General features: G+C 58.7%; 27 protein-coding genes. 14 read left to right on the top strand and 13 right to left on the bottom strand.

The annotated features are described in order from the left end of the window. The first annotated feature begins 3 nt into the window (after positions 1-3). On the top strand, positions 4-255 hold the full coding sequence (locus AC1RS8_RS20585; protein WP_057715961.1) for a phosphopantetheine-binding protein: 252 nt from the start codon (positions 4-6) through the stop codon (positions 253-255). A gap of 87 nt (positions 256-342) precedes the next feature. Here AC1RS8_RS20585 and AC1RS8_RS20580 read toward each other — a convergent pair whose 3' ends face one another. Both AC1RS8_RS20580 and ptrR read right to left on the bottom strand, forming a co-directional pair. Then, positions 343-471: a PA1414 family protein gene (locus AC1RS8_RS20580; RefSeq protein WP_007972508.1), complete on the bottom strand. Its 129-nt coding sequence runs from the start codon at positions 469-471 to the stop codon at positions 343-345. A 135-nt stretch (positions 472-606) separates the two neighbouring features. Then, a complete protein-coding gene (gene ptrR / locus AC1RS8_RS20575) occupies positions 607-1,500 on the bottom strand; it encodes a putrescine utilization regulator PtrR (protein WP_057715962.1) in 894 nt (297 codons plus the stop codon). A 104-nt stretch (positions 1,501-1,604) separates the two neighbouring features. On the opposite strand from ptrR, the gene AC1RS8_RS20570 reads away from it, so the two are divergent. Next, positions 1,605-2,786 (top strand): MFS transporter, encoded by a 1,182-nt coding sequence (locus tag AC1RS8_RS20570; RefSeq protein WP_489339979.1) that lies wholly within the window; start codon positions 1,605-1,607, stop codon positions 2,784-2,786. Here the strand turns inward: AC1RS8_RS20570 and AC1RS8_RS20565 are convergent. Together AC1RS8_RS20565 and AC1RS8_RS20560 are read right to left on the bottom strand one after the other, a co-directional pair. Continuing rightward, on the bottom strand, positions 2,731-3,663 hold the full coding sequence (locus AC1RS8_RS20565; RefSeq protein ID WP_489339978.1) for a DMT family transporter: 933 nt from the start codon (positions 3,661-3,663) through the stop codon (positions 2,731-2,733). The genes AC1RS8_RS20570 and AC1RS8_RS20565 overlap by 56 nt on opposite strands. Before the next feature lie 196 nt (positions 3,664-3,859). Then, the gene (locus AC1RS8_RS20560) at positions 3,860-4,696 is read right to left on the bottom strand and encodes a CvfB family protein (protein WP_008018234.1); all 837 of its coding nucleotides are present in this window, start codon (positions 4,694-4,696) and stop codon (positions 3,860-3,862) included. Between the two features lie 351 nt (positions 4,697-5,047). Between AC1RS8_RS20560 and AC1RS8_RS20555 the strand changes: the two genes are divergently transcribed. From AC1RS8_RS20555 to AC1RS8_RS20545, 3 genes are all read left to right on the top strand, one after another. After that, positions 5,048-5,236: a PFL_1563 family small protein gene (locus tag AC1RS8_RS20555; protein ID WP_015096330.1), complete on the top strand. Its 189-nt coding sequence runs from the start codon at positions 5,048-5,050 to the stop codon at positions 5,234-5,236. 207 nt (positions 5,237-5,443) lie between these two features. Then, positions 5,444-6,166 carry a TorF family putative porin gene (locus AC1RS8_RS20550; protein WP_489339977.1) on the top strand — a complete coding sequence of 241 codons (723 nt, stop codon included), beginning with the start codon at positions 5,444-5,446 and terminating at the stop codon, positions 6,164-6,166. 77 nt (positions 6,167-6,243) lie between these two features. Further along, the gene (locus tag AC1RS8_RS20545; RefSeq protein ID WP_218496968.1) at positions 6,244-7,113 is read left to right on the top strand and encodes a DUF6279 family lipoprotein; all 870 of its coding nucleotides are present in this window, start codon (positions 6,244-6,246) and stop codon (positions 7,111-7,113) included. A gap of 60 nt (positions 7,114-7,173) precedes the next feature. Here AC1RS8_RS20545 and AC1RS8_RS20540 read toward each other — a convergent pair whose 3' ends face one another. Then, positions 7,174-7,566: a transcriptional regulator gene (locus AC1RS8_RS20540; protein ID WP_090453744.1), complete on the bottom strand. Its 393-nt coding sequence runs from the start codon at positions 7,564-7,566 to the stop codon at positions 7,174-7,176. Between the two features lie 190 nt (positions 7,567-7,756). On the opposite strand from AC1RS8_RS20540, the gene AC1RS8_RS20535 reads away from it, so the two are divergent. Further along, positions 7,757-8,491: a DUF899 domain-containing protein gene (locus tag AC1RS8_RS20535; protein WP_489339976.1), complete on the top strand. Its 735-nt coding sequence runs from the start codon at positions 7,757-7,759 to the stop codon at positions 8,489-8,491. 128 nt (positions 8,492-8,619) lie between these two features. Here AC1RS8_RS20535 and AC1RS8_RS20530 read toward each other — a convergent pair whose 3' ends face one another. After that, complete coding sequence (locus AC1RS8_RS20530) at positions 8,620-9,960, bottom strand: DEAD/DEAH box helicase (RefSeq protein WP_489339975.1); 1,341 nt, start codon at positions 9,958-9,960, stop codon at positions 8,620-8,622. 192 nt (positions 9,961-10,152) lie between these two features. On the opposite strand from AC1RS8_RS20530, the gene AC1RS8_RS20525 reads away from it, so the two are divergent. Next, positions 10,153-11,451: a mechanosensitive ion channel family protein gene (locus AC1RS8_RS20525; protein ID WP_489339974.1), complete on the top strand. Its 1,299-nt coding sequence runs from the start codon at positions 10,153-10,155 to the stop codon at positions 11,449-11,451. 134 nt (positions 11,452-11,585) lie between these two features. On the opposite strand, the gene AC1RS8_RS20520 is transcribed toward AC1RS8_RS20525, so the two are convergent. Next, a complete protein-coding gene (locus tag AC1RS8_RS20520) occupies positions 11,586-12,230 on the bottom strand; it encodes a hydrolase (RefSeq protein ID WP_008018228.1) in 645 nt (214 codons plus the stop codon). Positions 12,231-12,389: 159 nt separating this feature from the next. Between AC1RS8_RS20520 and AC1RS8_RS20515 the strand changes: the two genes are divergently transcribed. After that, positions 12,390-13,277 (top strand): LysR family transcriptional regulator, encoded by an 888-nt coding sequence (locus AC1RS8_RS20515; RefSeq protein WP_349737029.1) that lies wholly within the window; start codon positions 12,390-12,392, stop codon positions 13,275-13,277. Positions 13,278-13,338: 61 nt separating this feature from the next. Here the strand turns inward: AC1RS8_RS20515 and AC1RS8_RS20510 are convergent, their stop codons facing one another. The 4 genes from AC1RS8_RS20510 to AC1RS8_RS20495 form a co-directional block, all read right to left on the bottom strand. Continuing rightward, entirely contained in the window at positions 13,339-14,772 is a 1,434-nt protein-coding gene (locus tag AC1RS8_RS20510) for a S41 family peptidase (RefSeq protein ID WP_489339973.1), read from the bottom strand. Positions 14,773-14,935: 163 nt separating this feature from the next. Next, a complete protein-coding gene (locus AC1RS8_RS20505) occupies positions 14,936-15,802 on the bottom strand; it encodes a carboxylate/amino acid/amine transporter (protein WP_349737026.1) in 867 nt (288 codons plus the stop codon). A gap of 354 nt (positions 15,803-16,156) precedes the next feature. After that, the gene (locus tag AC1RS8_RS20500) at positions 16,157-16,756 is read right to left on the bottom strand and encodes an FMN-dependent NADH-azoreductase (RefSeq protein WP_349737025.1); all 600 of its coding nucleotides are present in this window, start codon (positions 16,754-16,756) and stop codon (positions 16,157-16,159) included. Between the two features lie 235 nt (positions 16,757-16,991). Beyond that, positions 16,992-17,306: a hypothetical protein gene (locus AC1RS8_RS20495; protein ID WP_057715974.1), complete on the bottom strand. Its 315-nt coding sequence runs from the start codon at positions 17,304-17,306 to the stop codon at positions 16,992-16,994. A gap of 49 nt (positions 17,307-17,355) precedes the next feature. On the opposite strand from AC1RS8_RS20495, the gene AC1RS8_RS20490 reads away from it, so the two are divergent. The 5 genes from AC1RS8_RS20490 to aqpZ all read left to right on the top strand — a co-directional run bounded on the left by AC1RS8_RS20490 (position 17,356) and on the right by aqpZ (position 22,591). Then, positions 17,356-18,279: a PA3225 family LysR-type transcriptional regulator gene (locus AC1RS8_RS20490; protein ID WP_057715975.1), complete on the top strand. Its 924-nt coding sequence runs from the start codon at positions 17,356-17,358 to the stop codon at positions 18,277-18,279. Between the two features lie 14 nt (positions 18,280-18,293). Next, positions 18,294-19,097: an alpha/beta fold hydrolase gene (locus AC1RS8_RS20485; protein ID WP_489339972.1), complete on the top strand. Its 804-nt coding sequence runs from the start codon at positions 18,294-18,296 to the stop codon at positions 19,095-19,097. A gap of 3 nt (positions 19,098-19,100) precedes the next feature. Continuing rightward, the gene (locus tag AC1RS8_RS20480) at positions 19,101-19,664 is read left to right on the top strand and encodes a peptidylprolyl isomerase (RefSeq protein ID WP_057715977.1); all 564 of its coding nucleotides are present in this window, start codon (positions 19,101-19,103) and stop codon (positions 19,662-19,664) included. A gap of 94 nt (positions 19,665-19,758) precedes the next feature. After that, positions 19,759-21,591 carry an ABC transporter ATP-binding protein gene (locus AC1RS8_RS20475; protein ID WP_489339971.1) on the top strand — a complete coding sequence of 611 codons (1,833 nt, stop codon included), beginning with the start codon at positions 19,759-19,761 and terminating at the stop codon, positions 21,589-21,591. A gap of 301 nt (positions 21,592-21,892) precedes the next feature. Beyond that, positions 21,893-22,591 (top strand): aquaporin Z, encoded by a 699-nt coding sequence (gene aqpZ / locus AC1RS8_RS20470; protein WP_057715979.1) that lies wholly within the window; start codon positions 21,893-21,895, stop codon positions 22,589-22,591. A gap of 11 nt (positions 22,592-22,602) precedes the next feature. Here the strand turns inward: aqpZ and AC1RS8_RS20465 are convergent, their stop codons facing one another. After that, the gene (locus AC1RS8_RS20465; protein WP_489339970.1) at positions 22,603-23,727 is read right to left on the bottom strand and encodes a GNAT family N-acetyltransferase; all 1,125 of its coding nucleotides are present in this window, start codon (positions 23,725-23,727) and stop codon (positions 22,603-22,605) included. Positions 23,728-24,008: 281 nt separating this feature from the next. On the opposite strand from AC1RS8_RS20465, the gene AC1RS8_RS20460 reads away from it, so the two are divergent. Then, entirely contained in the window at positions 24,009-25,340 is a 1,332-nt protein-coding gene (locus tag AC1RS8_RS20460; protein WP_489339969.1) for a putative porin, read from the top strand. A gap of 309 nt (positions 25,341-25,649) precedes the next feature. Here AC1RS8_RS20460 and AC1RS8_RS20455 read toward each other — a convergent pair whose 3' ends face one another. Beyond that, complete coding sequence (locus AC1RS8_RS20455) at positions 25,650-26,771, bottom strand: beta-ketoacyl-ACP synthase III (RefSeq protein WP_057715981.1); 1,122 nt, start codon at positions 26,769-26,771, stop codon at positions 25,650-25,652. Positions 26,772-26,979 lie beyond the last annotated feature (208 nt).

The raw sequence follows: 26,979 nt of genomic DNA, 5'->3' as shown, positions 1-26,979 counted from the left end.
ATCATGAAAGAAGCTGCCCTTCGTGCTGTCGTACATCGCTACATCAGTCGCCTGCTGGAAGGCCGGGATGACTTCGACGACAACGCCAGCCTGGCGCAGTTGGGATTGGATAAAAAAGATATCGAAGAACTGATCTTCCATCTGGAAGATGAGCTGGGTGTCACGGCGTTTACCGTGGAAGAAGACCGGATGCTCAAGACCGCCAGGACGGTGAATGATTTAAGCCGGTTCTTGCTGGAGATCGGGCGGTACTAAGTCTGGTAATCAAACGTACACGAAGCGGCAAGGGAGCTTGCTCCCTCGCCACGGGAAAACCTTTCACCTGTCAGATGCTATCTGCCATTACCGGCGCCGCTGCTGGCGCCGACGTTGTTCGTCGTCAGTACGAACAGGCACGGGTTGCAGAGGCGGCTCGATCAAACCGAGAGCAACGCCCAAGTCATGCAGCCAGTTTTGGATTTTCTCTTTCATGATGCCCCCTTCAGGGTAGTGCCGAGCGGCCAAAGTACTGTAGCCCCTTCGTACAGATAATAGTCCGAAGTCCTACGCAATGCTCGCGCAAAGTCACAATGATCTGTTACTGAATCCATCAAAATCAGCCTGCGTTCAGGCAATGTCCTGCGCCCGTACATGTGCCGGTGGAAAAACCACCTGTTGCTGCTCGATCCAGGCATTCAGGTTGGCCCCGACCATGCCCTTGCGCCACATCAGCCAGGTAGTAGCACTGGCGAACGGTTCGGCCAAAGGATGTACGGCCACACTCTCACGGCCCGGCAGACTGGCGAGCATCGACTCCGACATCAGCGCCACACCGGAACCGGCAATTACACACGCCAACATTCCCGGATAGGACTCGATCTCCATCGCCCGGCCCATGGCCGCATGATCATGGGCGAACCAGGCTTCCAGGCGCATGCGGTAGGAGCAGCCCTGGCGAAAGGTGAACACCGAACGACCTTGCACATCCAGCGCGCTGCGCACGGGCGGATGGTCGGCCTCGCTGATCAGCACCAGGCGCTCGTCGCACAAGGGCACCCCGTCGAGTCCGGCCAGTTCCAGCGGGCCATCCACCAGCGCCGCATCGAGTCGACCGGTGAGCAGGCCTTCGAGCAGTTCACCGCTGGGGCCGGATTGTACTTGCAGGTTCACCGCCGGATACAAACGGTGGTAATGCGCCAATAGCCCCGGAAGGTGAATCGCCGCCGTGCTGTACATGGTGCCGAGCACGAAGTCTCCCGCCGGTTGCCCGCCCTGCACCGCCGCGCTGGCTTCATCGCGCAAGGCAAACAGCCTGGCGGTGTAGTCCAGCAGGACTTTTCCCGCAGGCGACAACTGCAAGCGCTGACGTTCGCGCAGGAACAGTTCGACACCCAATTGCTCTTCCAGCTGTTTGAGCCGGGTCGACAGGTTCGACGGAACTCGATGTAGCCGTTCGGCGGCACGGGTTATGGATCCTTCCTCTGCCACCGCCTGGAAGATGCGCAATTGGCTGAACTCCACGACATTCTCCAAAAAAGAACAAGTTACTCACTATTATTCATTTTTAAAGAAAGTCAATCAGTCCTAGCCTGACGGTCATTGATCCTCCAGACGGACTCCAGACCATGTCTCCCCTGATCCGCTTATCCGCCAGCTTCGTTGCCCTGATGATGGCCATGGGCATCGGCCGCTTTGCCCTGACACCACAATTGCCGCACCTGCTCAGCGAAGGCCAGATCGACCTGACTGCCGCCGGGCTGATCGCCGCCGCCAACTACCTCGGTTATTTCATCGGTGCAGTGGATGCCATGTTTTCCCGGCGTCCGGCACAAGTGCGCCGACGCTTGTTCGGCGGATTGTGGCTGTGCATGCTGCTGACCCTGGCGTCGTTCTGGGCCAATGGTTTCTGGTCGCACCTGTTGCTGCGCTTCGGCACCGGCGTGGCCAGCGCCTGGGTGTTGGTGATGATTACCGCCCTGAGCCAACCCCTCGCGGCAGCGGCCGGTCGTCCTCGGCTCGGAGCCCTGGTCTTCGCCGGACCCGGTTTGGGAATTTTTCTGACAGGTCTGTTGGCCCTGGGCTCGAATCTGCTGGGCCAGACTTCTGCCACCTTGTGGCTGGTGTACGCCGCCACGGGGCTGGCGATGCTGCTGGGGATCCTGCCGTTCCTGCCACAACCGAGTGTCACCGCGACTGCTGCACCCAGCGCCAGCGCCTCGGGCAATCAAGGCATCGCTCGCCTGGGCTGGATCTATGCCTTGTACGGATTGGGCTACATCATTCCCGCGACCTTTTTGTCGCAAATGGCCAACGCGCAATTCCATGGCCAATGGCAGGCCGACCTGTTCTGGCCATGCTTTGGCCTCGCTGCGGCAACCGGTGTGGTGCTGGTGAGTCTGCGTCGGCAAAAACCTGGCGCCACGGGTCACTGGCTGATGGCGACGTTATGGCTGCAAGCCGCTGGCGTGTTCGCCTGCCTGCTGGGCAACGGTCCAGGCCTGGCGTTGGGTGTGATCCTGTGCGGCACGCCGTTCCTGGCCTGCATGCAACTGGTGATGCAACGCTCCCGGGAACTGGCGCCCCATGCCACCCAGCGCAATGCCGGCCTGCTGACAGCCTGCTTTGCCGTGGGCCAGCTCAGCGGGCCATTGCTGGCGGCGCTGAGTAGTCATTTCAGTGGCGGTTTACAGCCGGCACTGGTGGTCGCCGGCTGCGGCTTGTTGATCGCCGGCGGTCTATTGCTCGCGCCGGTCACTGCTGCCCGAGGGCTTTGCGCAAACGACGGCGCAACCACTGCTCGGCGCTGACAAACGTGATGCCCGCCAATACCAGAACGGCACCGATGACGAAGTTCAGGCTCAGTTCCTCGCCGAGCAGTACCACACCGAAGGTGACGCCGAACAACGGCGTCATGAACGAAAACACCGCAAGGTTGGCCGCCAGGTAACGGCGCAGTAGCCAGAACCAGACCAGGTAACTGAAGAACGACACGACCACGCCCTGAAACAGCACACTGGCCACCGCCACATGGGTCAGGCTGACATGGGTGATCTGGCCGCTGAGCAGCGCAATCAACAACAAGCCGAAGAAGCCGACAATCAACTGATAGAACAGCGTCAGGGTCACCGGTGCTTCCGACAGGCGCGAGGCGCGCACCACCACCGTGGTCGCGCCCCAGGCGGCACCCGCCAGCACACCCAAGGCATCGCCCATCAACATGCGGTAATCAAGGTTGTCCCAGGACACCCCGCCGGCAAACGCGATGGCAATCCCGATAAACGCCAGGACAATCCCCAGCCATTGCAAGGGCCGCAATCGCTCACTGGGCAGCAACCAGTGCACCCCCAATGCGGTGAAGATCGGCGCGGTGTAGAGGAACACCGACATATGCGCCGCCGTGGTCAGTTGCAGGCCTTCGGAAATGAAGAAGAACTCCAGGCCGAACAAGGCACCGGCCAGCAGACCGCCGCGCCAGGTCGTACCCACCTGGTTCCAGCCGCCCTTCCAGCAGATCAGCAGCCCGACCAGCAACGCCGACATACCGGAACGTCCGGCCGCCTGCATCACCGGCGCGATATCGGCCGCCGCCCACTTGATCATCACCTGCTGCACGCCCCAGATCAGGCACAACCCGACCATCACTTGCAGGGCAAACCCGTCGGCGCTGCGCCGGGTGGCGCTCACCGGAACACCTCGAAGACACAATCCATGGCAAAGACTCGGCAGAAAAAAAACAAAGCCCCGGCCTTCTCGTTGAAAAGAAAACACCGGGGCGAAGAATCATGTTGTCGATTATTAACCAGAAGGCCAGAAAATGCCGCCTGCCAGAGACCTCTACTTCTCTGCTTGCGCCATCCTGACCCTCTGTCTTGTCAGCGCATCAACTGAGTTCGATGCGATCGGCATGAATGACAATCTGGCCATTCTTGTACAACGCACCGATGGCCTTCTTGAAGTTGCCCTTGCTGACACCGAACAGACTGCTGATCAACGCCGGATCGCTCTTGTCGCTCACCGCCAGGCTGCCGTTGTTTTCGCGCAACTTGGCGAGGATCTTCGAGTTCAGGCTGGTGGCCGCTTCCTGGCCAACCGGTTGCAGGCTCAGGCTGATCTTGCCGTCGGCGCGAACTTCCTTGATGAAGCCCTTTTCTTCTTTACCGGCGCGCATGAACTTGAAGATTTCGTTCTTGTGGATCAGGCCCCAATGCTTGTTGTTGATGATGGCCTTGAAGCCCATGTCCGTGGCTTCGGCCACCAGCAGATCCACTTCCTGGCCCGCGGTGTAGTTGGCCGGGGTCTTGTCCAGGTAGCGGTCCAGGCGCGCGGTCGCGGTGATGCGACGGGTGTGCTTGTCGAGATAGACGTGCACCACCACATACTCGCCCGCCGTCATCTGGCGCTTCTCTTCGGAGAACGGCAACAACAGGTCTTTCGGCAACCCCCAGTCCAGGAATACGCCGATGCTGTTGACTTCAACAACTTTCAAACTGGCGAATTCACCGACTTGAACTTTCGGCTTTTCAGTAGTTGCGATGAGTTTGTCATCGCTGTCCAGATAAACAAAAACGTTGAGCCAGTCTTCATCTTCGGTAGGAATATCTTTTGGAATATAACGATTAGGCAGAAGGATTTCGCCATCCGCGCCACCGTCCAGATATAAACCGAAGTTAGTGTGTTTAACCACTTGCAAACTGTTGTAACGCCCGACTAAAGCCATGTCCAATACCCTCATTGCGTGGGCGGCATTCTACCCGGTTTTAAGCGCCGCGTTCGGCAGCCGGCCCGGTGGCGCGAGAAAATCTCCCTGAAGCCCTTAATTTTCCCGGGTTTTCATCGCACCCCGTCCGCTCGTCAGGCCGTTCCGGGCATTTACGCCATGCCCAGGCAAGCGTGATGCGGTATTTTTCCAGGCAATGTTATTAGTTAAAACAGCGGCTTAGGTGCATATTTCGAATATTGGCCGGGGACTAATTACCCCGACCTCACGAATATGCCGAGGGGATATTTGCCAAGCAATTATCAGGCAACTCCTGTACGATGCCTGGCCAAGTTAATTTTCTACAGGTTAATGGCCGCCATGCGCGTAAAAGCATCCACCAGCAAAGCAAAGCCAGCTCCAGCCGTCGAAACCAGCGAATCGATCAACAGCCAGATCGCTGCGTTCCTCAAGTCCGGCGGTGAAATCCAGCAAATTGCCAAAGGCGTCAGCGGCCAGACGTTCGGCCCGTCCAAGCAGATCACCCTGGGCAAAAAGTAATCCCCCTCGCGTCACCTGGTCCCAAAGCGCTTTGAGCTTCGAAGCGCTTGGACTGGAACCCTCGTTACTCCTCCGGCACTCCCTCAAATCCCGTAGAAATCGACGAACGGCCTTTATTGCCGATTATTCGCCGGTATCCTTGCACACGTCTGGATCAAGCGTTTCAGCGGGTTCACCAGCCTGCCCTCGCAGTTCATGGAGTGACGCATGCTCAAATCTTTCTACCTTTCGGCATTGCTCGGCAGCCTGCTGGCATGCTCCGTAGCACAGGCACAAATCTTTCAGCGTGAGCTGGGGGGCTTCGACCTCAAGCTTGGCACCACCCCCACCCGCAGCATGGCCCAGGGCCTGGTCAAACCCTCGGCCGTCGGCTCGTTTCACGGTGGTCTGGACCTGAGCCACGACAGCGGTTTCTACGTGGGCCAATGGTCGCCCAGCATGGGCATCAGCCCGGGGAAAGACCTCGAGATCGACTCCTACATGGGTTTTAAACAACCCTTCGACCAAACCCTCGGCTACGAAGTGGGCTTGATCCGCTACAGCTACCCCGAAGTCACGACCCCTGACAGCCAGGAACTGTTCGGCGGCCTGACCTTGCTCGGCAGCCGTTTCGGCATCGCCTTCAGCAATGACCCGGACAAACAGAACAACACCCTGTTCGCTGACTTGCGCGGCAATCAACCGTTCGGTGTCGGCATCAGCCTGAAATACACCACCCACCAATTCAATACGCCAGTGGCGGTGGATGGCGGGTATGTAGGCAGTTTTACCGATTGGTCGCTGAAATTGTCCCGCCCGTTCATGGGCATCGACCTTGACCTGATCTACAGTGACTCCAGCCTGAGCGGCAGCGGTTGCTCGGCCTATGCCGGACACAACAGCCAGTGCGACGGGCTGGTGACGCTCAAGGCCGAACACGCGTTCTATTGATCGGCTGAACTGCCGGGCTCCTCCCTGGTTCACATGAGAATCAGCCCCCGAAGACTGGCTTTCGCAAGGAATCGCCCATGTCCCGCTGGTTCAAACATTTCGCCGTTGTGTTGACCGTTACCCTCGCCCTCGGCGCGTGCAGCCGCGTGGGCCTGGCCTACCGCAATCTCGATGTGATCATCCCCTGGACGCTCAGCGACTACCTGGACATGAACGGCGAGCAGAAAATCTGGCTGGATGAACGCCTGAAGGAACACCTGAGCTGGCACTGCACCACCCAACTGCCCGGCTATCTCGACTGGCTGGACCGCCTGCAAACCATGGTCGCTACCAACCAGGTCACCGATGCCGCCTTGCAGGCCCGCGCCCACGAAGCCGAACAGGCGATCGCAGAGACCGCGCGAGAAATCACCCCGTCGGCCATCGAGTTGCTGCAAAGGCTGGATGACAAGCAAGTCGCCGAAATGAACGACGCCTTCGCCAAGGACCGGCGCAAACGCCAGGAGGAATACCTCAAACCCTCCCTCGACCAGCAGATCAAGGAGCGCGGCGCGCGCATGGAGAAGCGCCTGAATGACTGGCTCGGGCCACTGAGCACCACCCAGCAACAGCGGGTAGCCACATGGTCCAGCGCCCTGGGCGAGCAGAACACCCAGTGGCTTGCCAACCGGGTCCATTGGCAGAAGCAGTTCAGCGCGGCCGTTGCCCAACGCCAGAGTCCACAATTCCCACAACGAATCGAGACACTTCTGGTCAATCGTGAGAAGTTGTGGACACCCGCCTATCGTCAGGCCTTTGCCAACACCGAAGCCCAGGCGCGTTCACTGTTCGTGGATCTGATGGCTGAAAGTACGCCGAGCCAGCGGGCACGTTTGCTGAAGAAAATTGAAGGTGTGAGGAAGGACTTCAACGACTTGAAGTGCCTGAAAGCGGCGAAACAAGACTGACTGCAACACAAGACGCATGTGGGAGCGAGCCTGCTCGCTCCCACAGGGGATCACACAACATCAGGCAATCTGCGCTTTTGACGCTACCTCATCAAACGTCATCTCATCCAGCGCATCCTCCTGCTCGTCCAGCACCTGCCGCGGGTGATCATTGCCGGGAATACTGCTGTCGATCAGGCTCAACAAACGCGAACCCCGCGCCGTCAGAATGTAATTGGTGCCCGTGCCACCTTCGTCTTCAGGTCGCGGCGCGATATAGCCACGCGCCAACAGTAACTTTTCGTACTCTCCAGCCACCGTTTTCAAGTGATCAAGATTTTCAATCGGCTCGCCTTCCGCGGCCTTCTGCGCGGCATGCTGTTCGGCGTAAGGCCGCGGCGTGAAGCTGTGGCCCGCGCTGTTTTGCACTTCATGCAGCAAGCGCTCAATCAAGTCCCAGTTGTAAGTCGTCATCCTGAACCTCCGGCGTCCGTTCGATTGATGCCCGTGCAATTGAACGGGCCTTACAGGTTGTGACCGGTACGCCCGGCCACCGTTCAGCCGGGCGTTTGCAGACGACCGACCGGCGGCATGTCGAAATCCATGCAAGCCAAACGACTAGGCTGTGTAAGTCACCTCCCCGCCCCACGCAGGAGAAAACAACATGAACATTCAGAACCATCCCGTCGTATCGCGGGAAGAATGGGTCGCCGCCCGCAAAGAGCACCTGGCCCACGAAAAAGCCTTCACCAGGGAAAGGGACAGACTCAGCGCCGAACGCCGCGCCCTGCCCTGGGTGAAAATCGACAAGGACTACCACTTCCAGGGACCCGACGGCGAACTGAAACTGGCGGACCTGTTCGGGGGGCGCAGCCAGTTGGTCATCTACCACTTCATGTTCGCCGAGGGCTGGGATGAGGGCTGCCCCGGTTGCTCGTACCTGAGCGATCACATCGACGGCGCCAACCAGCACCTGACCCACCATGACGTGGCCGTGGTAGCGGTTTCCCACGCACCGTTCGCCGAATTCCAGGCGTTCAAACGGCGCATGGGCTGGAAGTTCGACTGGGTATCGTCCGAAGGCTGCGATTTCAACTACGACTTTGGCGTCACCGCCCGAGCCGAAGACGTCGCCGCCGGAAAGGCTACATACAACTACGAAAAAACCGACGGCGCCGAGGAGGAACTCCCCGGTCTCAGCGTGTTTTATCGCAATGACGCCGGCGAAATTTTCCATACCTACTCCACCTATGCCCGGGGCCTGGACATGCTGGTCGGCGCCTACAACTACCTCGACCTGACGCCCAAGGGTCGCAACGAGGAGGAAATCATGGAGTGGGTGCGGCATCATGATCGGTATGAGGAAAAAGCCAACTCTAGCTGTTGCCATGGGGGATGATTCTGCAGGACCGAGGCGCGGCCTTCGCGGGCAAGCCTGGTCCCACAGGGTTCGTGTAGAGCTTGCGATTTGTGGGCATAAAAAAACCGGACATGGGTCCGGTTTTTTTTGAGGCTCGCTACGGTACTTTATTCAGCCGCCGGTGCTTCCGGCTTGCGGCGCTTGAGCGGGGCCATGCCGTCCTTGCTGACCAGGGAATCGCTCTTCGGCCGGTTCGCGCTCTTGCGCTTGGTCGGGGTCTTGGTGGCAGTTTTCTTCTTGTCACCCTTGGCGTCGGTCTTTTTCTTCTTCACGCCGACGGCCTTGCCCGAGGCCTTGACCTTTTTAGGTCCGCCGTAGGTGCCTTTGACTTCCTTGATGGTGCGGCGCTCGAAGCTCTGCTTGAGGTAGCGTTCGATGCTCGACATCAGGTTCCAGTCGCCATGGCAGATCAGTGAAATCGCCAGGCCATCGTTACCGGCGCGACCGGTACGACCGATACGGTGCACGTATTCGTCGCCGCTGCGCGGCATGTCGAAGTTGATCACCAGGTCCAGGCCATCTACGTCCAGACCGCGAGCGGCGACGTCGGTGGCCACGAGGATTTTCACGCCGCCCTGCTTAAGGCGGTCGATCGCCAGTTTGCGATCCTTCTGGTCTTTCTCGCCGTGCAGCACGAACGCTTTGTATTCCTGCGCCACCAGGCGGCCGTAGATACGGTCGGCCATGGCTCGGGTGTTGGTGAAGACGATGGCCTTCTGGTAGGTCTCGTTGGCCAGCAGCCAGTTGACGATTTGTTCTTTGTGCTGGTTGTGGTCAGCGGTGATGATTTGCTGACGGGTGGTTTCGTTCAGCTGGCTGACCGCGTTGAGCTGCAAGTGCTCAGGGTTGTTCAGAACTTTGGCGATCATCTCGCGCAGGCCGGAACCACCGGTGGTGGCGGAGAACAGCATGGTCTGCTGACGGTTGGTGCACTCGTCGACCAGACGCTGCACGTCGTCGGCGAAGCCCATGTCGAGCATGCGGTCGGCTTCGTCGAGCACCAGCACTTCAACTTCTTTCAAGTCGAGGTTGCCGGCGTTGAGTTGCTCGATCATCCGGCCCGGCGTACCGATCAGGATGTCCGGCACCTTGCGCAGCATGGCGGCCTGGACCTTGAAGTCTTCACCGCCGGTGATCAGGCCGGACTTGATGAAGGTGAACTGCGAGAAGCGTTCAACTTCTTTCAGGGTCTGCTGGGCCAGTTCACGGGTTGGCAGCAGGATCAGGGTCTTGATGCTGACGCGGATTTTCGCCGGGCCGATCAGACGGTTGAGGATGGGCAAAACGAATGCAGCGGTTTTACCGCTACCGGTTTGCGCCGTCACCCGCAGGTCACGCCCCTGGAGCGCCAGCGGGATGGCCGCGGCTTGCACAGGCGTTGGCTCGACAAATTTCAGCTCGGCCACGGCTTTGAGCAGGCGTTCGTGCAGGGCGAATTGGGAAAACACGGGTGCTACCTCGAAGAAATGCAAAAAAACAGCTGCATAGGGTAACGGTTTCGAGCGCTCAGGCCGAGTTTCTTTATACAAATGGCGGTAAACAGTTGGTTTTTTGTTGCCTGATTTTTCCCGAAACGTAATACAAAGCGTCTTAAATGCTCTAATCCCCTCTCGCGCCTTACAGAAGAATCGTTTTCGACCATGGATATCAAACAGCTCTGGACCAACGTCCTGGACCTTTGGGGTGCCCTCGACCAGCACCCGCTCGTGCACTCCAGCCTGTCGCTGTTGCTGCTGTTGGCAATTGCGCTGTTCCTCGGACGGGTGGCGCGCTACCTCATTCTGCACGCGGCAAAAATGCTCAGTCGCCAGCCGGCCCTGCACTGGGTCAATGATTTTCTACAGAACAAGGTGTTCCATCGCCTGGCCCAGATCACGCCTTCGCTGGTGATCCAGTTCGGCCTCAATCTGGTGCCGGACCTGAGCAAAACCGGCCTGAATTTCCTCGGCAATGTCGCACTGTCCTTCACCTTCCTGTTTCTGCTGCTGGCGGTCAGCGCCCTGCTCAATGCCCTGCTGGATATCTACGCCCGCACCGAACACGCCCGCACCCGCTCGATCAAGGGCTATGTGCAACTGGCGAATTTGGTGTTGTACGTGTTTGGCGCGATCATCATCGTCGCTACGCTGATCGACCGCTCGCCGCTGTTGCTGTTGTCGGGCCTGGGTGCCATGTCGGCGGTGATTCTGTTGGTCTACAAGGACACGCTGCTGTCGTTCGTCGCCAGCGTGCAATTGACCAGCAACGACATGCTGCGGGTCGGCGACTGGATCGAGATGCCCCAGGTGGGTGCCGACGGCGATGTGGTGGACATCACCTTGCACACGGTCAAGGTGCAGAACTTCGACAAGACTATCGTCTCGATCCCGACCTGGCGCCTGATGTCCGAGTCGTTCAAGAACTGGCGCGGCATGCAGGCTTCCGGCGGCCGCCGGATCAAGCGCAGCCTGTTCATCGATGCCAGCGGCGTACGCTTTCTGCGTGACGACGAGGAGTTGAAACTTTCCCAGGTGCACTTGCTCACCGACTACATGACCCGCAAACAGGCCGAACTCAAGGCCTGGAACGAAGCCCAGGGCAACGTCGCGGCCATGTCGGCCAACCGCCGGCGGATGACCAACATCGGCACGTTCCGCGCCTATGCGCTGGCCTACCTGAAGAGTCACCCGGAGATCCAGCCGAACATGACCTGCATGGTGCGCCAGATGCAGACCACGGCCCAGGGTATTCCGCTGGAGATCTACTGTTTTACCCGCACCACGGCGTGGGCCGATTACGAGCGGATTCAGGGGGATATTTTCGACTACCTGCTGGCGGTGCTGCCGGAGTTCGGGTTGAGCCTGTATCAGCAGCCGAGTGGTACGGATTTACGGGCCGGGTTGCTGCCGGCAGTGCTGGGGGCAAGCCACATTCCCGAAGCCGAAAAACGCCTGATGTAACACCACAAAAACAAATGTGGGAGCGGGCTTGCTCGCGAATGCGGTGGGTCATTCAACATTGATGTCGAATGATACTCCGTTTTCGCGAGCAAGCCCGCTCCCACAGGGGTTACATCGTTTTCAGAATTTGCGGGTTACTTGACCTGCCGCTGCGGTGCCTTGTGCACCATGGTGTAGGCGTAATCCACGCCCATGCCGTACGCGCCGCTGTGCTCCAGCACCAGCTCCATCACCGCCTCATAAGTATCCTTGTGCGCCCAGTCACGCTGGTATTCGAGCAACACTTGCTGCCAGGTCACCGGTACCGCGCCGGCCTGAATCATCCGTTGCACCGACATGTCGTGGGCTTCCTTGCTGGTGCCGCCGGAGGCGTCGGTGACGATGTACACCTCGTAGCCTTCAGCCAGGGCTTCCAGTGCCGGGAAGGTCAGGCAGACCTCGGTCCACAGCGCGGCAATGATCAGCTTCTTGCGCCCAGTGGCTTTCACCGCGTCTACCAATGCCTTGTCTTCCCAGGAGTTCATCGAAGTGCGTTCGATCGGCTTTTGATCCGGGTGCACAGCCAACAATTCCGGCCAGATGTAACCGCTGAAACTTTCGGTTTCGACCGAGGTGTAGATGGTCGGTACGTTGAAAATCTTCGCCGCCTTGGCGAGGCCGACGGTGTTGTTCTTCAGGGTCTGACGGTCGATGGACTGAACGCCGAATGCCATTTGCGGCTGGTGGTCGATCAGGATCAGGGCGGAGTTGGTTGGGTTGAGCAGTTCACGAATAGACATGGCGCGTTCCTTTTGATGTCGATATTTTCGAATGAATTCAGGGTTAGTCGACGTTGCCGCAAGAGGCTTTGCTGTCGGCTTGGATGTCACTTTAGGGGCTAGCTATAAAAGGGACAATTACCTAAAATCGAGAATCATTGATTCCAAAATAGGGACAATATGGATCGCGTTGAATGCATGCGTGCCTTCGTCGTCACGGTCGGCGAGAACGGCTTCGCCGCGGCCGCCAGGGCCATGGACGTGCCACGCTCGAAAGTCAGTAAACAGATTCAGGCACTGGAAGAAGCCATCGGCGTGCAATTGCTGCAACGCACCACCCGCAGCCTGCACCTGACCGAGGCTGGGGCCGAGTATTTCGAAGCAGCACGGGAAGTGTTGGCGGCGCTGGACGAGGCCGAGCAACGCGCCCGTGACGGCATCGGCGAGTTACGCGGTGTGTTGCGGGTCAATGCACCGATGTCGTTCGGTCTTCGGCGGTTGGGGCCGTTGATTCCACTGTTTCATGAATTGCACCCGAACATCGAGCTGCAACTGGTGCTCAGCGACCAGCAAGTCGATCCAGTGAGGGGTGGGTTTGACGTGACGATCCGCATCGCCAGCATGCCGGACTCGACGATGATCGCCCGGCAACTGGCGCCCGCACCGCGCATCATGGTGGCATCCCCTGCTTATCTCGAGCGCGCGGGCGTTCCGCAGACTCCACAGGATCTGCGCGCCCATCAATGCCTGAACTACGGCTATCTACAGAGTGGAGTCAGCCTGCAACTGTGCAATGGCAAGGAAACCCAGCGGGTAAACGTCACCGGCCCACTGCACGCCAACAACGGCGACTTGCTCGCCCAGGCCGCCGAAGCCGGCATGGGCATCGCCCTGCTGCCCGACTTCATCGTCGAGGATGCGCTGGCAGCCGGGCGCCTGGTGCCGGTGCTGTGCGAATGGCAGGCCCCGGCGATCACCATCAACGCGGTGTATTCGTCGGCACGGCGGGTGCCGCAGAAGACCCGGGCGTTTATCGAGTTTCTGGTGGATCAATTGGCGCCCAAATGACTTTTGGGCATCCCACAAGGTTGGCGTGTTGCGACGTGACTCAGAAATGGCGCCGTTCCGATCAAAAATGATCAAGCACCCATTCTTGAACTGCAGGTGTATCGTTTATATCGCCATTAAAAACAAATGGCGGATCATAACTTTGATTGTTTCCTCGAGCTCGGCCTCTCCATACCTTTAACGGCAGCCAGAACTGAGCACCACTCGGCAGTGTTTGAGAGCCTATGTCGATATAAAGTGTATCGCCGCTCGTTGGTAAACCTAAATGGACAACCCCCGGAACTGCAAGAACAACGTCCGCAAAGTCTAGACAGGCACTCGCGCAAAAAGAGTCAGTAACCAGTGCAAGCTTGCCTTTAAAACCTTGGGTATTGGATCCTCTCGCGCCTTCTTGAAGGACCGAGGATTCGTTCGGCTGTCGTAACCAGTCTTTCTTCTCGTGAAGCGCGAACTCCATCGACCCGGTCAGACCAAGAACAAACTTGTAAGCTTCGCTGTCTTTTCCATAATCACTCCCCATGGTAGTTAGAGCATTATTGAGCGTTGAGAGTGCAAAGGGAGAAACACGCCACATCGCATACGCACGAGATGGCTCACTCAGGTTTTTTACCCTTTGCGAGCCTAACAGCGCAGAAAGTATTTCAGCACCAACCAAGCTATTACCGCCGCGATTACCTCTTGTATCAAGCACAACCAGCTTGGCATCGTTAATACGCTTGATGGCCTCGAGCATTTTATCCAGGGAAGCATTCTCGGCTGCTGACGGCATGAAATTCGATACATGTATCCAATATCGCCCTTCTCCCAAACTCTGGAGCGATTGAGGTGGTTGGGGTTGGCGCAGGAAAGTCTTCAGCTGCCCGGAATCCTCTTGCCACAGCAACGCAAAGCTTTGTCTTTCCCCATTTGGAAGAGCAACCAGACAGTTTTTTGACAAGTCTCTCGCCAGTACGGGATAACTGGCATCATCGACAGTTAACTGCTGAGCCAAATGCAACCATGTGGACTGTAGATCAAGCCTGCGATCAATATATGGAGATATTTCACTCTCTATTTTTTCTCGGACCGATTTGTTATCACACGATATAACCTCGGAGCCTATCGGCGGCAGCGGCACAGGCCAATTTTCAGCGACGCGCCTTACAAAAAAACTCTGACCTCGCCTATCCAGAATAAAACCTGCCCAGGACGAACTTCCTTTATCCGGTTGACTCAGCCCTACGTGCCCGTCCTTAAAGCCTGCGATGTAGAAATTAAGCACAGCCAGGGAGTCTTTCCTTGAGTTGACGCGTCTGGACAGCTGACTGGCATCCACATAACCCCGTTCAACCCAGCCTGAAAAAGACTCATTTTCACGGTCTATAGCGCCCGGATGAGAAGTAACTACCAGTTGTCGAATGACAGAAAGATCATTAACAGTAATCGCTCTCCAGTCTTTTGCATGCACCTCATCAGCCAACACAAAAGATGGTAAATCAATAAGCAAAAGAAGCATTAAACATAAACGATTCAAGAGAAATACATTACACGTCATTTAAATAACCAGACAAATTATGCTCAGATAGAGGTCATCCGAGCATTGCGCACCAGTATGCCAACGCTCGCTGCTCACCGAATGCGAGCAGCTCTTCGTCAAAAATCGCAGCCTGCGGCAACGCCTACACGAAGCTGGTTGCGCGCCGTATACCCAACCGACTGATCCACACCGCCAGCAAAATCACGGAACCACCGAGCAACAACCGCCCCAGTTCTTCGTGCTGGTTCCAGATCAGCAGGTTGATCAGCAACCCCACCGGCACATGCAGGTTGTTCATCACCGCCAGGGTACCGCCGTTGACCAGGCACGCACCTTTGTTCCACCAGTAGAGCCCCAAAGCGGTCGAGACCAGGCCGAGGAACAGCAGCACGCCCCATTGCAACGGCGCTTCAGGCAGGAAGTTCTGTTTGCCGAACAACAGAAACGCCGGCAATGCCACCGCCAGTGCGCCGAGATAGAAGAAGCCGAAACGTCGGTAATGCGGCAGATCGCTCGGATGGCGCGCGACCAGATGTTTGTAGAGCACCTGCCCGGCGGCATAGGTGAAATTGGCCAGTTGCAGCAACAGGAAGCCCATGAAGAAGTCCGGGTTGATCCGGTCAAAGCGAATCACCGCCGCTCCCGCCACGGCCACCAGCGCCGCGACCAGGGCCCAGGGATTGAAGCGACGATTCAGTGCATCCTCGATCAGGGTCACGTGCAGCGGCGTGAGGATGGTGAACAGCAGCACTTCCGGCACCGTCAGTACGCGAAAGCTCAGGTACAGGCAGACGTAGGTCACACCGAACTGCAACGCGCCGATCAATAGCATGCCACGCATGAATGCCGGCTCTACCGAGCGCCAGCGGGTCAGCGGGATGAACACCAGCCCTGCCAGTAGCACGCGTACCAGCACGGCGAAGTAACTGTCGACATGACCGGCCAGGTATTCGCCGATCAAACTGAAGGAAAACGCCTGGATCAGCGTGACAAAAAGTAGATAGCCCATGCTCGCCTCATTTCGAATGGCGGCGACGATAGCGGGTTTTGCCTTGAATCGCGATCCCCAAGACCTGTCGGAAAACACGCAAAACCTTGTGGGAGCGGGCTTGCTCGCGAAAGCGGTGTGTCAGGCAACAATGGTATCGACTGACACGACGCTTTCGCGAGCAAGCCCGCTCCCACAGGGGGTTGTCGGTGTTGGTTAAATCGCAGGCAAAAAAAAGCCCGATCTCGCTAAAGCGTTCAATCGGGCCAGGGCACTCAGGAGCAACAAGTGCGAAGGGAGGTTCGATGCGCGTACAGGCTTGAAGGGTTGCGCCAGGTCACTAGACCATCCAGCGATTATCTGGCGATTAACCGGTCAGGCCACTTGCGAAAGCTTGGCGTTCGCCTGGTTCAGGCCTTTCTCCTGGAAGTCGCCACCCAGGTTCATGCCTTCGGCGTGGATGAACGTCACGTTGTGGATGCCGATGAAGCCCATGACCTGACGCAGGTACGGTTCCTGGTGATCGGCGGTGCTGCCGGCATAGATGCCGCCGCGAGCCGTCAGCACATACGCACGCTTGCCGCTGAGCAGGCCTTGGGGACCGGTTTCGGTGTACTTGAAGGTCACGCCGGCACGCAGTACATGGTCGAGCCAGGCTTTCAGGGTGCTGGGGATCGCAAAGTTGTACATGGGCGCGGCCATGACCAGTACATCGGCGGCAAGCAATTCGTCGGTCAACTGGTTGGAACGTTCCAGGGATGCCTGTTCGATGTCGCTGCGCTGTTCGGCGGGTTTCATCCAGCCACCCAGCAGGTTGATGTCCAGATGCGGCACCGGCTTGACGGCCAGGTCCCGGACGGTGATCTGGTCATTCGGGTGAGCGGCTTTCCACTGGCTGATGAACGTCTGGGTCAATTGGCGGGAAACCGAGTCTTGCTGACGGGCACTGCTTTCGATGATCAGAACGCGGGACATGGGATGTAGCCTCCATCTGAGAATGCTGTAGGTCGATGGAGTGAAGGTTAAACAGAGTCATATCGATGAAAAAGCGCAAATAACTGCTATAACCCATCAATAAATTCGTTTATAAGCTCAGCATGCACTACCCCCTGTAGGAGCGAGCTTGCTCGCGAGGCGTCATGTCATTCAATTTTTTTGTTGCCTGACACACCGCTATCGCGAGCAAGCTCGCTCCCACAGGGGATTGATTTCATTTCGGGGTGCAGGTCAGCTCGATGCGCAGCTTGATGATGCTGCGGGTGAACTTGGCGGTGGCATTCTTGTGCTTGCCGGCCGGTACGTCGATCTTGCGGGTACGCGGTGCTTCCGGGCCATTGATGAAAACGACCTTGCAACTCGCATCGACGTCGCCGTAGTTGGCTACCTGAATGGAGCCGATGTCGTTATCCGTGTCGTAGGTCTGGTAATCGATCTTCATGCCGTTGAGGTCTTTTTTCACATCGATCGGGTAAGCCATCGCCGTCAGCGGCAGCAGCGCCAGCAGCACACAACAGAATTTTTTCATTCAGCAGCCTCCAATTAGGGCTGCCAGCTTAGGACAAGAGGAGTTCAACATGAAAGCGCCCCGCGTGACCCTCGATCAATGGCGAACGCTGCAGGCCGTGGTCGATCACGGTGGTTTCGCCCAGGCCGCCGAGGCGCTGCATCGCTCGCAATCGTCAGTCAGCTACACCGTGGCCCGCATGCAGGATCAACTCGGCGTGCCGTTGCTGCGTATCGACGGACGCAAAGCCGTGCTGACCGAAGCCGGCGGGGTGCTGTTGCGCCGTTCCCGGCAACTGGTGAAACAGGCCAGTCAACTCGAAGACCTGGCCCATCACATGGAGCAGGGCTGGGAAGCCGAAGTGCGCCTGGTGGTCGATGCCGCTTACCCAAGCGCCCGCCTCGTCCGCGCCTTGACCGCGTTCATGCCGCAAAGCCGTGGCTGCCGGGTGCGCCTGCGCGAGGAAGTGCTGTCTGGCGTGGAGGAAGTCCTGCTCGAAGGCGTGGCCGACCTGGCCATCACGGGTTTCAGTATTCCCGGTTACCTGGGCGCGGAATTGAGTGACGTCGAGTTCGTCGCTGTCGCCCATCCGGAGCATCCCCTGCACCGCCTCAACCGCGAACTGAGCTTCCAGGACCTGGAAAGCCAGATGCAAGTGGTGATCCGCGACTCGGGCCGCCAGCAACCACGGGACGTCGGCTGGCTCGGTGCCGAACAGCGCTGGACCGTCGGCAGCCTGGCCACCGCCGCGACCTTCGTCGGCAGCGGCCTGGGGTTTGCCTGGCTGCCCAGACACATGATCGAACGGGAACTCAAGGAAGGTACGCTCAAGCTGCTACCGTTGGATCAGGGCGGCAGCCGTAACCCGAGCTTTTACCTGTATTCGAACAAGGACAAACCGCTGGGACCGGCCACGCAGATTCTCATCGAACTGCTGCGTACGTTTGACACCGCACCACTGGACGCACCGTTCGCCGCCCCCGAACAAGCCTGACACGGAGTGTATGCATGGCCTATTTCGAACACGAAGGTTGTAACCTGCACTATGAGGAATATGGTCACGGCACTCCGCTGCTGCTGGTCCACGGCCTCGGCTCCAGCACCCTGGACTGGGAAAAACAGATCCCGGCACTTGCTACCCGCTACCGGGTGATCGTCCCGGATGTGCGTGGTCACGGCCGTTCGGACAAGCCCCAAGAGCGCTACAGCATCGCCGGATTCAGCGCTGACCTGATTGCACTGATCGAACACCTCAATCTCGGTCCGGCACACTATGTCGGCCTGTCCATGGGCGGCATGATCGGCTTCCAGCTGGGCGTGGATCAGCCGCAACTGCTCAAGAGCCTGTGCATAGTCAACAGCGCGCCCGAGGTCAAGCTGCGCAGCCGCGATGACTACTGGCAGTGGTTCAAACGCTGGAGCCTGATGCACGCACTCAGCCTGCGCACCATTGGCAAGGCACTGGGTAGCAAGCTGTTCCCCAAACCCGAGCAGGCCGATTTGCGACAAAAAATGGCCGAACGCTGGGCAAAAAACGACAAACATGCTTATCTCGCCAGCTTCAATGCCATTGTCGGCTGGGGAGTCCAGGAACGACTTTCGAAGGTCACCTGTCCAACCCTCATCGTCAGCGCCGACCGTGACTACACACCGGTGGCGCTGAAGGAAAACTACGTAAAACTGCTGCCCGACGCGCGGCTGGTGGTGATCGCCGATTCACGCCACGCCACGCCGCTGGACCAGCCGGAACACTTCAACCAGACGCTGCTGGAGTTTCTGACCGCAGTCGACACCACCACTCAGGATCACTGACCCATGCTGAAAAAAATCGCCCTCGCCGCAGGCACCGTCCTGTTTGCCGCCAACCTGATGGCCGCGACGCCGGAAAAGGCACCGCATGTGCTGCTGGACACCACCAACGGCCAGATCGAAATCGAACTGGACCCGGTCAAGGCTCCGATCAGTACCAAGAACTTCCTTGCGTACGTCGACAGCGGCTTCTACAACAACACGATTTTCCATCGGGTGATCCCGGGGTTCATGGCGCAGGGCGGTGGTTTCACCTCCTCGATGCAGCAGAAACCGACCAAGGACCCGATCAAGAACGAAGCCAGCAACGGCCTGCATAACGTGCGTGGCACGCTGTCGATGGCGCGCACTTCCGATCCAGACTCGGCCACCAGTCAGTTCTTCATCAACGTCAAGGACAACGACTTCCTCGATCCGGGCCGTGACGCCGGTTATGCCGTGTTCGCCAAAGTGGTCAAGGGCATGGATGTAGTGGACATCATCGTCAACTCCCAAACCACCACCAAGCAAGGCATGCAGAATGTGCCTATCGACCCGGTGCTCATCAAGTCGGCCAAGCGCATCGACTGAGACTAAGCTGGACAAGGATGTCCGAGCCGTTGCCGGTGTTTGCCGGCAACGCTCAAAACGTTAAAAGGAGAGCCCGCTCGCGGGCGAACAACCAATGCTTTATCGCCGCTTTGAAAAACTGATCGATGTGTTCCGCGAAGCACCGACGGCGTCTCCGCCGGACCGGGTTTTCCCTTTCTACACTTATTACCTCAAGCAAGTCTGGCCGAGCTTCGCCGCCCTGCTGATCGTCGGCCTGATTGGTGCGTTGATCGAGGTGGCGTTGTTCAGCTACCTGAGCCGTATCATCGACCTGGCCCAAGGCACGCCGAACATCAATCTGTTCCGGGATCACTCCCTCGAACTGACCTGGATGGTGGTGGTTGCGCTGGTGCTGCGCCCCATATTCGTGGGCCTGCATGACCTGCTGGTGCACCAGACCCTGAGCCCCAGCATGACCAGCATGATCCGCTGGCAGAACCACAGCTACGTGCTCAAGCAGAGCCTGAATTTCTTCCAGAACGACTTCGCCGGGCGCATCGCCCAACGCATCATGCAAACCGGCAACTCACTGCGCGATTCCGCCGTGCAGGCCGTGGATGCGTTGTGGCATGTGCTGATCTACGCCATCAGTTCCCTGGTGCTGTTCGCCGAAGCCGACTGGCGCCTGATGATCCCGCTGTTGACCTGGATCTTCGCCTTCATCGGCGCCCTCTGTTACTTCGTGCCACGGGTCAAGGATCGCTCGGTGGTGGCGTCCGATGCGCGCTCCAAACTCATGGGGCGGATTGTCGACGGCTACACCAACATCACCACCCTGAAATTGTTCGCCCACACCAACTTCGAGCAGCAATACGCCCGCGAAGCGATCAAGGAACAGACCGAAAAGGCGCAACTGGCTGGCCGTGTGGTCACCAGCATGGACGTGGTCATCACCAGCATGAACGGCTTGCTGATCGTCTGCACCACCGGCCTGGCCCTGTGGTTGTGGACGCAGTCGTTGATCAGCGTCGGGGCGATTGCCCTGGCCACCGGCCTGGTGATCCGCATCGTCAACATGTCCGGCTGGATCATGTGGGTAGTGACCGGCATCTTCGAAAACATCGGCATGGTGCAGGACGGTCTGCAGACCATCTCGCAACCGGTCAGCGTCACCGACCGCGACCAGGCCAAACCCCTGGCGGTGGCCCGTGGCGAAGTACGCTTCGAACAGGTGGATTTCCACTACGGCAAGCAGAGCGGGATCATCGGCGACCTCAATCTGAGCATCAAGGCTGGCGAGAAAATCGGCCTGATCGGCCCTTCCGGCGCCGGCAAGTCAACCCTGGTGAACCTGCTGCTTCGCCTGTACGACGTCGAAGGCGGACGCATCCTGATCGACGGCCAGAACATCGCCGACGTCAGCCAGGAAAGCCTGCGCGAACGCATCGGCATGATCACCCAGGACACCTCGCTGCTACACCGCTCGATCCGTGACAACCTGCTGTATGGCAAACCCGACGCCACCGACGCCCAACTCTGGGAAGCGGTGCACAAGGCCCGGGCTGACGGTTTCATTCCTTCGTTGTCGGACGCTGAAGGCCGTACCGGTTTCGATGCCCACGTCGGTGAGCGCGGGGTGAAACTCTCCGGCGGCCAGCGCCAGCGCATCGCCATCGCCCGGGTACTGCTCAAGGACGCGCCGATCCTGATCATGGATGAGGCCACGTCGGCACTGGACTCGGAAGTCGAAGCGGCGATCCAGGAAAGTCTCGAGACCCTGATGCAGGGCAAAACCGTGATCGCCATCGCTCACCGGCTCTCGACCATCGCCCGGATGGACCGGCTGGTGGTGCTGGAAAACGGCAAGATCGCCGAAACCGGAACCCACGCCGAACTGCTCGCCCATGGCGGTTTGTATGCGCGGTTGTGGCAACACCAGACCGGTGGGTTTGTCGGGATCGATTGATCCATTGGATCAACACACCAATCCCTGTGGGAGCGAGCTTGCTCGCGATAGCGGTGCGTCAGACAACATCGTTGTCGACTGATACTCCGTCATCGCGAGCAAGCTCGCTCCCACAGGGATAAGCGCCATACCGAAGATCGAAATAACCGCCAGGGCCCGCCAACAACGGGCCCTGGCGGTTTTTTGTGCCTGCTGGAATTCTGAAAAAACCGTGCTGTACTGACTTCAACGTTCTGGAGATGGTTCTGCAGTCCATCAGCTGGATGCTAAAGGCAGCATAATCTCGAAAGGGCACTCTCCTATGTCTCTGTTAAAACGTTCGGCGACTGAGTTGGTTGGTACGTTCTGGCTGGTGTTGGGTGGTTGCGGCAGCGCAGTGTTGGCGGCGGCTTTTCCGGAGGTGGGGATCGGCCTGCTCGGGGTGTCCTTTGCGTTTGGCCTGACAGTGCTGACCATGGCTTTTGCCATTGGCCATATTTCCGGTTGTCATCTCAATCCCGCGGTATCCCTCGGCCTGGTGGTGGGTGGACGGTTTCCGGCCAAGGAATTGCCGGCCTACATCATTGCCCAGGTCATTGGCGGTGTGATTGCCGCCGCGCTGCTGTACTTCATTGCCAGCGGCAAACCCGGTTTCGAACTGGCGGGAGGCCTGGCGTCCAACGGCTACGGCGAACACTCGCCTGGCGGCTATTCGATGGCGGCAGGGTTTGTCTGTGAACTGGTGATGACCGCGATGTTCATCCTGATCATCCTCGGCGCCACCGACAAACGTGCACCGGCAGGACTGGCACCCATTGCCATCGGCCTGGGGCTGACGCTGATCCACCTGATCTCGATCCCGGTCACCAACACTTCAGTCAACCCGGCGCGCAGCACCGGCCCGGCACTGATCGTCGGCGGCTGGGCGATTCAACAACTGTGGATGTTCTGGGTCGCGCCGCTACTGGGTGCAGTGGTCGGTGGCGTGCTGTATCGCGGGCTGGGCAAGGAAGAAAGCTGACACGCTGAAGTTCAGCCTTGTCGATAAGGCAAGGCTGACTTCGCATCCTCTGCATAAGCCAGCACCCCCAGCCGCTCCTGCTCCAGGAAGTCTTTCACCGCAGCTTTCAATCCCGAATGCCGCAAGTAGTGCCAGGAATGCGTAATGACTGGCTCGAATCCGCGAATCAGTTTGTGCTCGCCCTGGGCTCCGGCATCGAAACGCTGGAAACCGTTGGCAATGGCATAGTCCATGCCCTGATAGAAACAGGTCTCGAAATGCAGGCGGTCGAACTCTGCCAGGCATCCCCAGTAACGGCCATATAAACTGTCGCCCCCCACCAGACTGAACGCCATCGCCACCGGCCTTGAACCCTGTTTGGCCAGTACCACGCGAATCGACTCCGGCATGCGCTCGGCCAGCAGGCTGAAAAACTCCCGCGTCAGGTACGGCGCTTGCCGGCGCACCGCGTACGTATTGGCGTAGCAGGCATAGACGAAATCCCATTGCGCCTGGCTCAGTTCCCGCCCCTCCAGCCATTCGAATTCGAAGCCCTGGCCGGCCACCTGCTCGCGCTCCTTGCGCATCTGTTTGCGCTTGCGCGAACTGAGCACGTCGAGGAAGTCCTGGAAATCCCGGTAGCCGCGATTCTGCCAGTGGTATTGACAGCCAACGCGCTGCAGCCAGCCCGGTTGCTCGCTCAGTGCCGCGTCGGTGAACGGATCGGTGAAATTGATGTGGGCACTGGAGAGCCCTTCAAGCTCCAGGTAGCCCGGCAGGCTTTTCAACAACTCGAAGCCGTCTTCGACCGTGGCCGCCAACAACCGCGGCCCGGTGACCGGACTGAACGGCACCGCGCCCAACAGCTTGGGGTAGTAGTCGATGCCGGCACGTTCACAGGCATCGGCCCAGGCGTGATCGAACACGTACTCGCCATAGGAATGCCACTTGCGATAACCGGGCAGCGCGGCGATCAGTCGATCCCCTTCGACGTGCAATAAATGCTCGGGCTGCCAGCCGGTATGGGGTCCGACGCTGCCGCTGTCTTCCAGTGCGCTCAAAAAGGCGTGACGCAGAAAAGGCTGAGTCTCGGGCACCAGTGCGTCCCACGTCTGCGGGGCGATTTCTGACAGTTTTTGCAGGCGTTGCAACGGCATCACCATCCTCACTCTTCATGGCGTGAAAGCCCCGCGAGTATCGCCTATCGCTCTGCAATGCACACGGGCAAAACGACGACAGCGCTCTAACTCAATAGTTCACGGCAGCTTTGTATCGTCATCGACATGACATCACATTGCCACCGCCCTGTAATAAACCATCGCGATACTGGCGCCTGTTTTTAGAGCGCCGGGTTATACCCGGCCACTGTTTTCCGCCCCCTTATGGTCGGTTGTGTCCCGGATGGCTCTGTCATCCCCTCTCATCTTCGGAGATTGATATGCGTCTTGCTTCCACGAAAACTGCGGCGGCCTTGTGCGGTGGCCTGTTGCTGGCCATGAGTGTTCCGGCCAGTGCCGCAGTCGACGCCAAACTGCTCGACATGCTCAAGGCTAACGGCTCGATCACCAGCGCGCAGTACAGCGAACTGCAAGCCGAGCTGGCCAGGGATAAGAAAGAACAGCAGATCGCCCGTCAGGCTCAGCAAGAGACCAACGAGCAAATCGCGGCCACCGCGAAGAAAACCGACACACTGAGCGCTTTCGACCAGAAACTGGCCTGGGCTGCCAAGACCCAGTTCAAGGGCGACGTGCGCTTCCGTCAGGAAACCGTGCACAACGATGGCGTATCCAACAACAAAGACCAGGACCGTCAGCGCATTCGTGCCCGCCTGGGTGCCTACACCGAAATCAACCCGCAAGTCGACACCGGTATCCGTATCGCCACCGGCAACAACGACGACGCTCGATCCACCAACCAGAGCCTGGACAACTACTTCGACAAGAAGCAGATCTGGCTGGACCAGGGTTACGTCGATTACCACCCGGACGCGATCAAGAACCTGCACCTGGTTGGCGGCAAGATGCCGCAACAATGGGTGAGCATGGGCGACATCATCTGGGATAGCGACATCAGCCCGGAAGGTCTGGCCGTTACCTACAAGTACCCGCTGAGCGGCAGCACCGAGCTGTTCGGCAGCGCCGGTCACTACACCCTCAAGGACAACGTCGACGGTGAAGGCGTGCAGTTCAAGCACGACCTGCGCCTGTATGCCGGCCAGTTGGGTGGTCGCTTCGCCATCACCGACAGCATGAAAATGACCTTGGGCGGCAGTCTCTACGCCTACGACAACGATGACAGCAGCGCCTGCCCTACTAGCGGCACCGTCACCACGCCGTGCGCACTGGCCGTCAACGGCAACAGCCCGGGCGAACAGTTCAAATTGTACGAAGGCTTTGGCCAGCTGGACTTCTCCAACCTGCCAGTACCGCTGTCGCTGTACGGTCAGTACGTCAACAACGCCGATGCCAGCAACGACCAGGACACTGGCTGGTTGGCCGGTGTCAAAACCAAGCTCTACGGCTTCGGTGTGGACTACAACTACCGCGACGTACAGCGTAACGCTGTGGTGGGCGCCTTCACCGACTCCGACTTCGCCAACGGCTTCACCGGTTCGCGCGGCAGCAAGCTGAAAGTGAGCTACGAACTGGACAAGAACTTCACCCTGGGCGCGACCTACTACATGGCGACCTCGGACCAGACCAACGCCAACATCAAGAAAACCGATTCGGACATCAACACCCTGCAACTGGATGCCGAAGCCAAGTTCTGATTCACCCCGCTATACGACTCGGGCAAGGAAGCCCGGGACGCTTTTACAGCCTGGCTTTGATGTATCGGTCCCCATCATCCTCCGACACATCAACGCCGGGCTGTTTTCATATCCCCGCCTGCACATATTCATTGTGGCGAGGGGGCTTGCCCCCGTTGGATCGCGAAGCGATCCCAAACCCGGCCACTGCAATTTGACAGACATACCGTATCAGCCTGTTCTACGTCGACTTCGTCGCCGAACGGGGGCAAGCCCCCTCGCCACAAAAGCCCTGCCAAAAAAATCGCAGCTGCGACAGTTAAAACAATTTCAGCGCTTGCGCAGCAACACGCTACCAATCGAATACCCGGCACCGAACGAACTGAGCACGGCCAGCGAACCTGCAGCCAGATCGTCCTGGTTCTTGTGGAACGCAATCACGGAACCGGCGGAACTGGTGTTGGCGTAGGTGTCGAGAATCACCGGCGCTTCCTGTTCGGTGGCGTCGCGACCCAGCAGTTTCTTGACGATCAGGTGGTTCATGCTGAGGTTGGCCTGATGCAGCCAGAAGCGCTTCACGTCACTGACGTTGAGCTGGTTCTCCTGCAGATGCTCACCGATCAGCTCGGCAACCAACGGGCAGACTTCCTTGAACACCTTGCGGCCTTCCTGCACGAACAGTTTGTCCTTGGCACCGATGCCCTCTTCCGCCGCACGGTTGAGGAAGCCGAAGTTGTTGCGGATGTTGTTGGAGAACTTGGTCAGCAGCTTGGTGCTGACGATGTCGAACTGGTACTTGGACGTCGCCAGGTCAGCACGCTCGATGATCACCGCGGTGGCAGCGTCACCGAAGATGAAGTGGCTGTCGCGGTCACGGAAGTTCAGGTGGCCGGTGCAGACTTCCGGGTTGACCATCAGGACCGCCCGGGCCTGGCCCAGCTGCACGCTGTTGGCGGCGGTCTGGATACCGAAGGTCGCCGAGGAGCACGCCACGTTCATGTCGAAACCGAAACCCTGGATGCCCAGCGCTTCCTGGACTTCGATGGCAATGGCTGGATAGGCGCGCTGCAGGTTGGAACAGGCGACGATCACGCCGTCGATGTCCGCGGCGGTCTTGCCGGCGCGCTGCAAGGCTTGTTCGGCCGCGCCGATGGCCATCTGGCACAGCACCGACCACTCGTCGTTGGAGCGCTCCGGCAGGCGTGGGGCCATGCGCTGCGGGTCGAGGATGCCATCCTTGTCCATGACAAAGCGGCTTTTGATGCCCGAGGCCTTTTCGATGAACGCGGCGCTGGATTCGGTCAATGCCTCCACTTCACCGCGCGCAATGGCATCGGCGTTGTCGGCGTTGAATTGCGCGACGTAAGTATTGAAAGACTGCACCAGCTCTTCGTTGGAAATGCTATTGGCCGGGGTGTACAGGCCGGTGCCGCTGATGACGACGTTATGCATGGTCGTGTCTCTAATCTGTTCAGGCAGAAAGCATTGGCACCGTCGTACCAATACACAAAGGGTCTATTCCCATCCGGGGGACGCAAACCTGGCATCGCTTTATTCCGACCTGCCCGAGACCGTGAAGGCTCAAAACCGCGGGGCCGGCGTTTATAGGCGCGAAGTTTGCCATAAACCGTGGGTTTTGGCCCCTTTTTGCTGGACAACC

It is taken from the genome of Pseudomonas sp. GW821-FHT12A04 (genome assembly GCF_058807755.1).
This window is presented reverse-complemented; position numbering and strand designations above follow the sequence as displayed.

Bases quoted from the DNA above. Each gene is read 5' to 3' on its own strand.
- AC1RS8_RS20505 (WP_349737026.1), bottom strand. From the start codon at position 15,802: ATGGGCTATCTACTTTTTGTCACGCTGATCCAGGCGTTTTCCTTCAGT.
- AC1RS8_RS20520 (WP_008018228.1), bottom strand. From the start codon at position 12,230: ATGTCTATTCGTGAACTGCTCAACCCAACCAACTCCGCCCTGATCCTG.
- AC1RS8_RS20460 (WP_489339969.1), top strand. From the start codon at position 24,009: ATGCGTCTTGCTTCCACGAAAACTGCGGCGGCCTTGTGCGGTGGCCTG.
- AC1RS8_RS20495 (WP_057715974.1), bottom strand. From the start codon at position 17,306: ATGAAAAAATTCTGTTGTGTGCTGCTGGCGCTGCTGCCGCTGACGGCG.
- AC1RS8_RS20550 (WP_489339977.1), top strand. From the start codon at position 5,444: ATGCTCAAATCTTTCTACCTTTCGGCATTGCTCGGCAGCCTGCTGGCA.
- AC1RS8_RS20560 (WP_008018234.1), bottom strand. From the start codon at position 4,696: ATGGCTTTAGTCGGGCGTTACAACAGTTTGCAAGTGGTTAAACACACT.
- AC1RS8_RS20500 (WP_349737025.1), bottom strand. From the start codon at position 16,756: ATGTCCCGCGTTCTGATCATCGAAAGCAGTGCCCGTCAGCAAGACTCG.
- AC1RS8_RS20485 (WP_489339972.1), top strand. From the start codon at position 18,294: ATGGCCTATTTCGAACACGAAGGTTGTAACCTGCACTATGAGGAATAT.
- AC1RS8_RS20515 (WP_349737029.1), top strand. From the start codon at position 12,390: ATGGATCGCGTTGAATGCATGCGTGCCTTCGTCGTCACGGTCGGCGAG.
- AC1RS8_RS20455 (WP_057715981.1), bottom strand. From the start codon at position 26,771: ATGCATAACGTCGTCATCAGCGGCACCGGCCTGTACACCCCGGCCAAT.
- AC1RS8_RS20545 (WP_218496968.1), top strand. From the start codon at position 6,244: ATGTCCCGCTGGTTCAAACATTTCGCCGTTGTGTTGACCGTTACCCTC.
- aqpZ (WP_057715979.1), top strand. From the start codon at position 21,893: ATGTCTCTGTTAAAACGTTCGGCGACTGAGTTGGTTGGTACGTTCTGG.
- AC1RS8_RS20585 (WP_057715961.1), top strand. From the start codon at position 4: ATGAAAGAAGCTGCCCTTCGTGCTGTCGTACATCGCTACATCAGTCGC.
- AC1RS8_RS20535 (WP_489339976.1), top strand. From the start codon at position 7,757: ATGAACATTCAGAACCATCCCGTCGTATCGCGGGAAGAATGGGTCGCC.
- AC1RS8_RS20555 (WP_015096330.1), top strand. From the start codon at position 5,048: ATGGCCGCCATGCGCGTAAAAGCATCCACCAGCAAAGCAAAGCCAGCT.
- AC1RS8_RS20570 (WP_489339979.1), top strand. From the start codon at position 1,605: ATGTCTCCCCTGATCCGCTTATCCGCCAGCTTCGTTGCCCTGATGATG.
- AC1RS8_RS20480 (WP_057715977.1), top strand. From the start codon at position 19,101: ATGCTGAAAAAAATCGCCCTCGCCGCAGGCACCGTCCTGTTTGCCGCC.
- AC1RS8_RS20540 (WP_090453744.1), bottom strand. From the start codon at position 7,566: ATGACGACTTACAACTGGGACTTGATTGAGCGCTTGCTGCATGAAGTG.
- AC1RS8_RS20580 (WP_007972508.1), bottom strand. From the start codon at position 471: ATGAAAGAGAAAATCCAAAACTGGCTGCATGACTTGGGCGTTGCTCTC.
- AC1RS8_RS20475 (WP_489339971.1), top strand. From the start codon at position 19,759: ATGCTTTATCGCCGCTTTGAAAAACTGATCGATGTGTTCCGCGAAGCA.
- AC1RS8_RS20510 (WP_489339973.1), bottom strand. From the start codon at position 14,772: ATGCTTCTTTTGCTTATTGATTTACCATCTTTTGTGTTGGCTGATGAG.
- AC1RS8_RS20465 (WP_489339970.1), bottom strand. From the start codon at position 23,727: ATGCCGTTGCAACGCCTGCAAAAACTGTCAGAAATCGCCCCGCAGACG.
- AC1RS8_RS20490 (WP_057715975.1), top strand. From the start codon at position 17,356: ATGAAAGCGCCCCGCGTGACCCTCGATCAATGGCGAACGCTGCAGGCC.
- AC1RS8_RS20525 (WP_489339974.1), top strand. From the start codon at position 10,153: ATGGATATCAAACAGCTCTGGACCAACGTCCTGGACCTTTGGGGTGCC.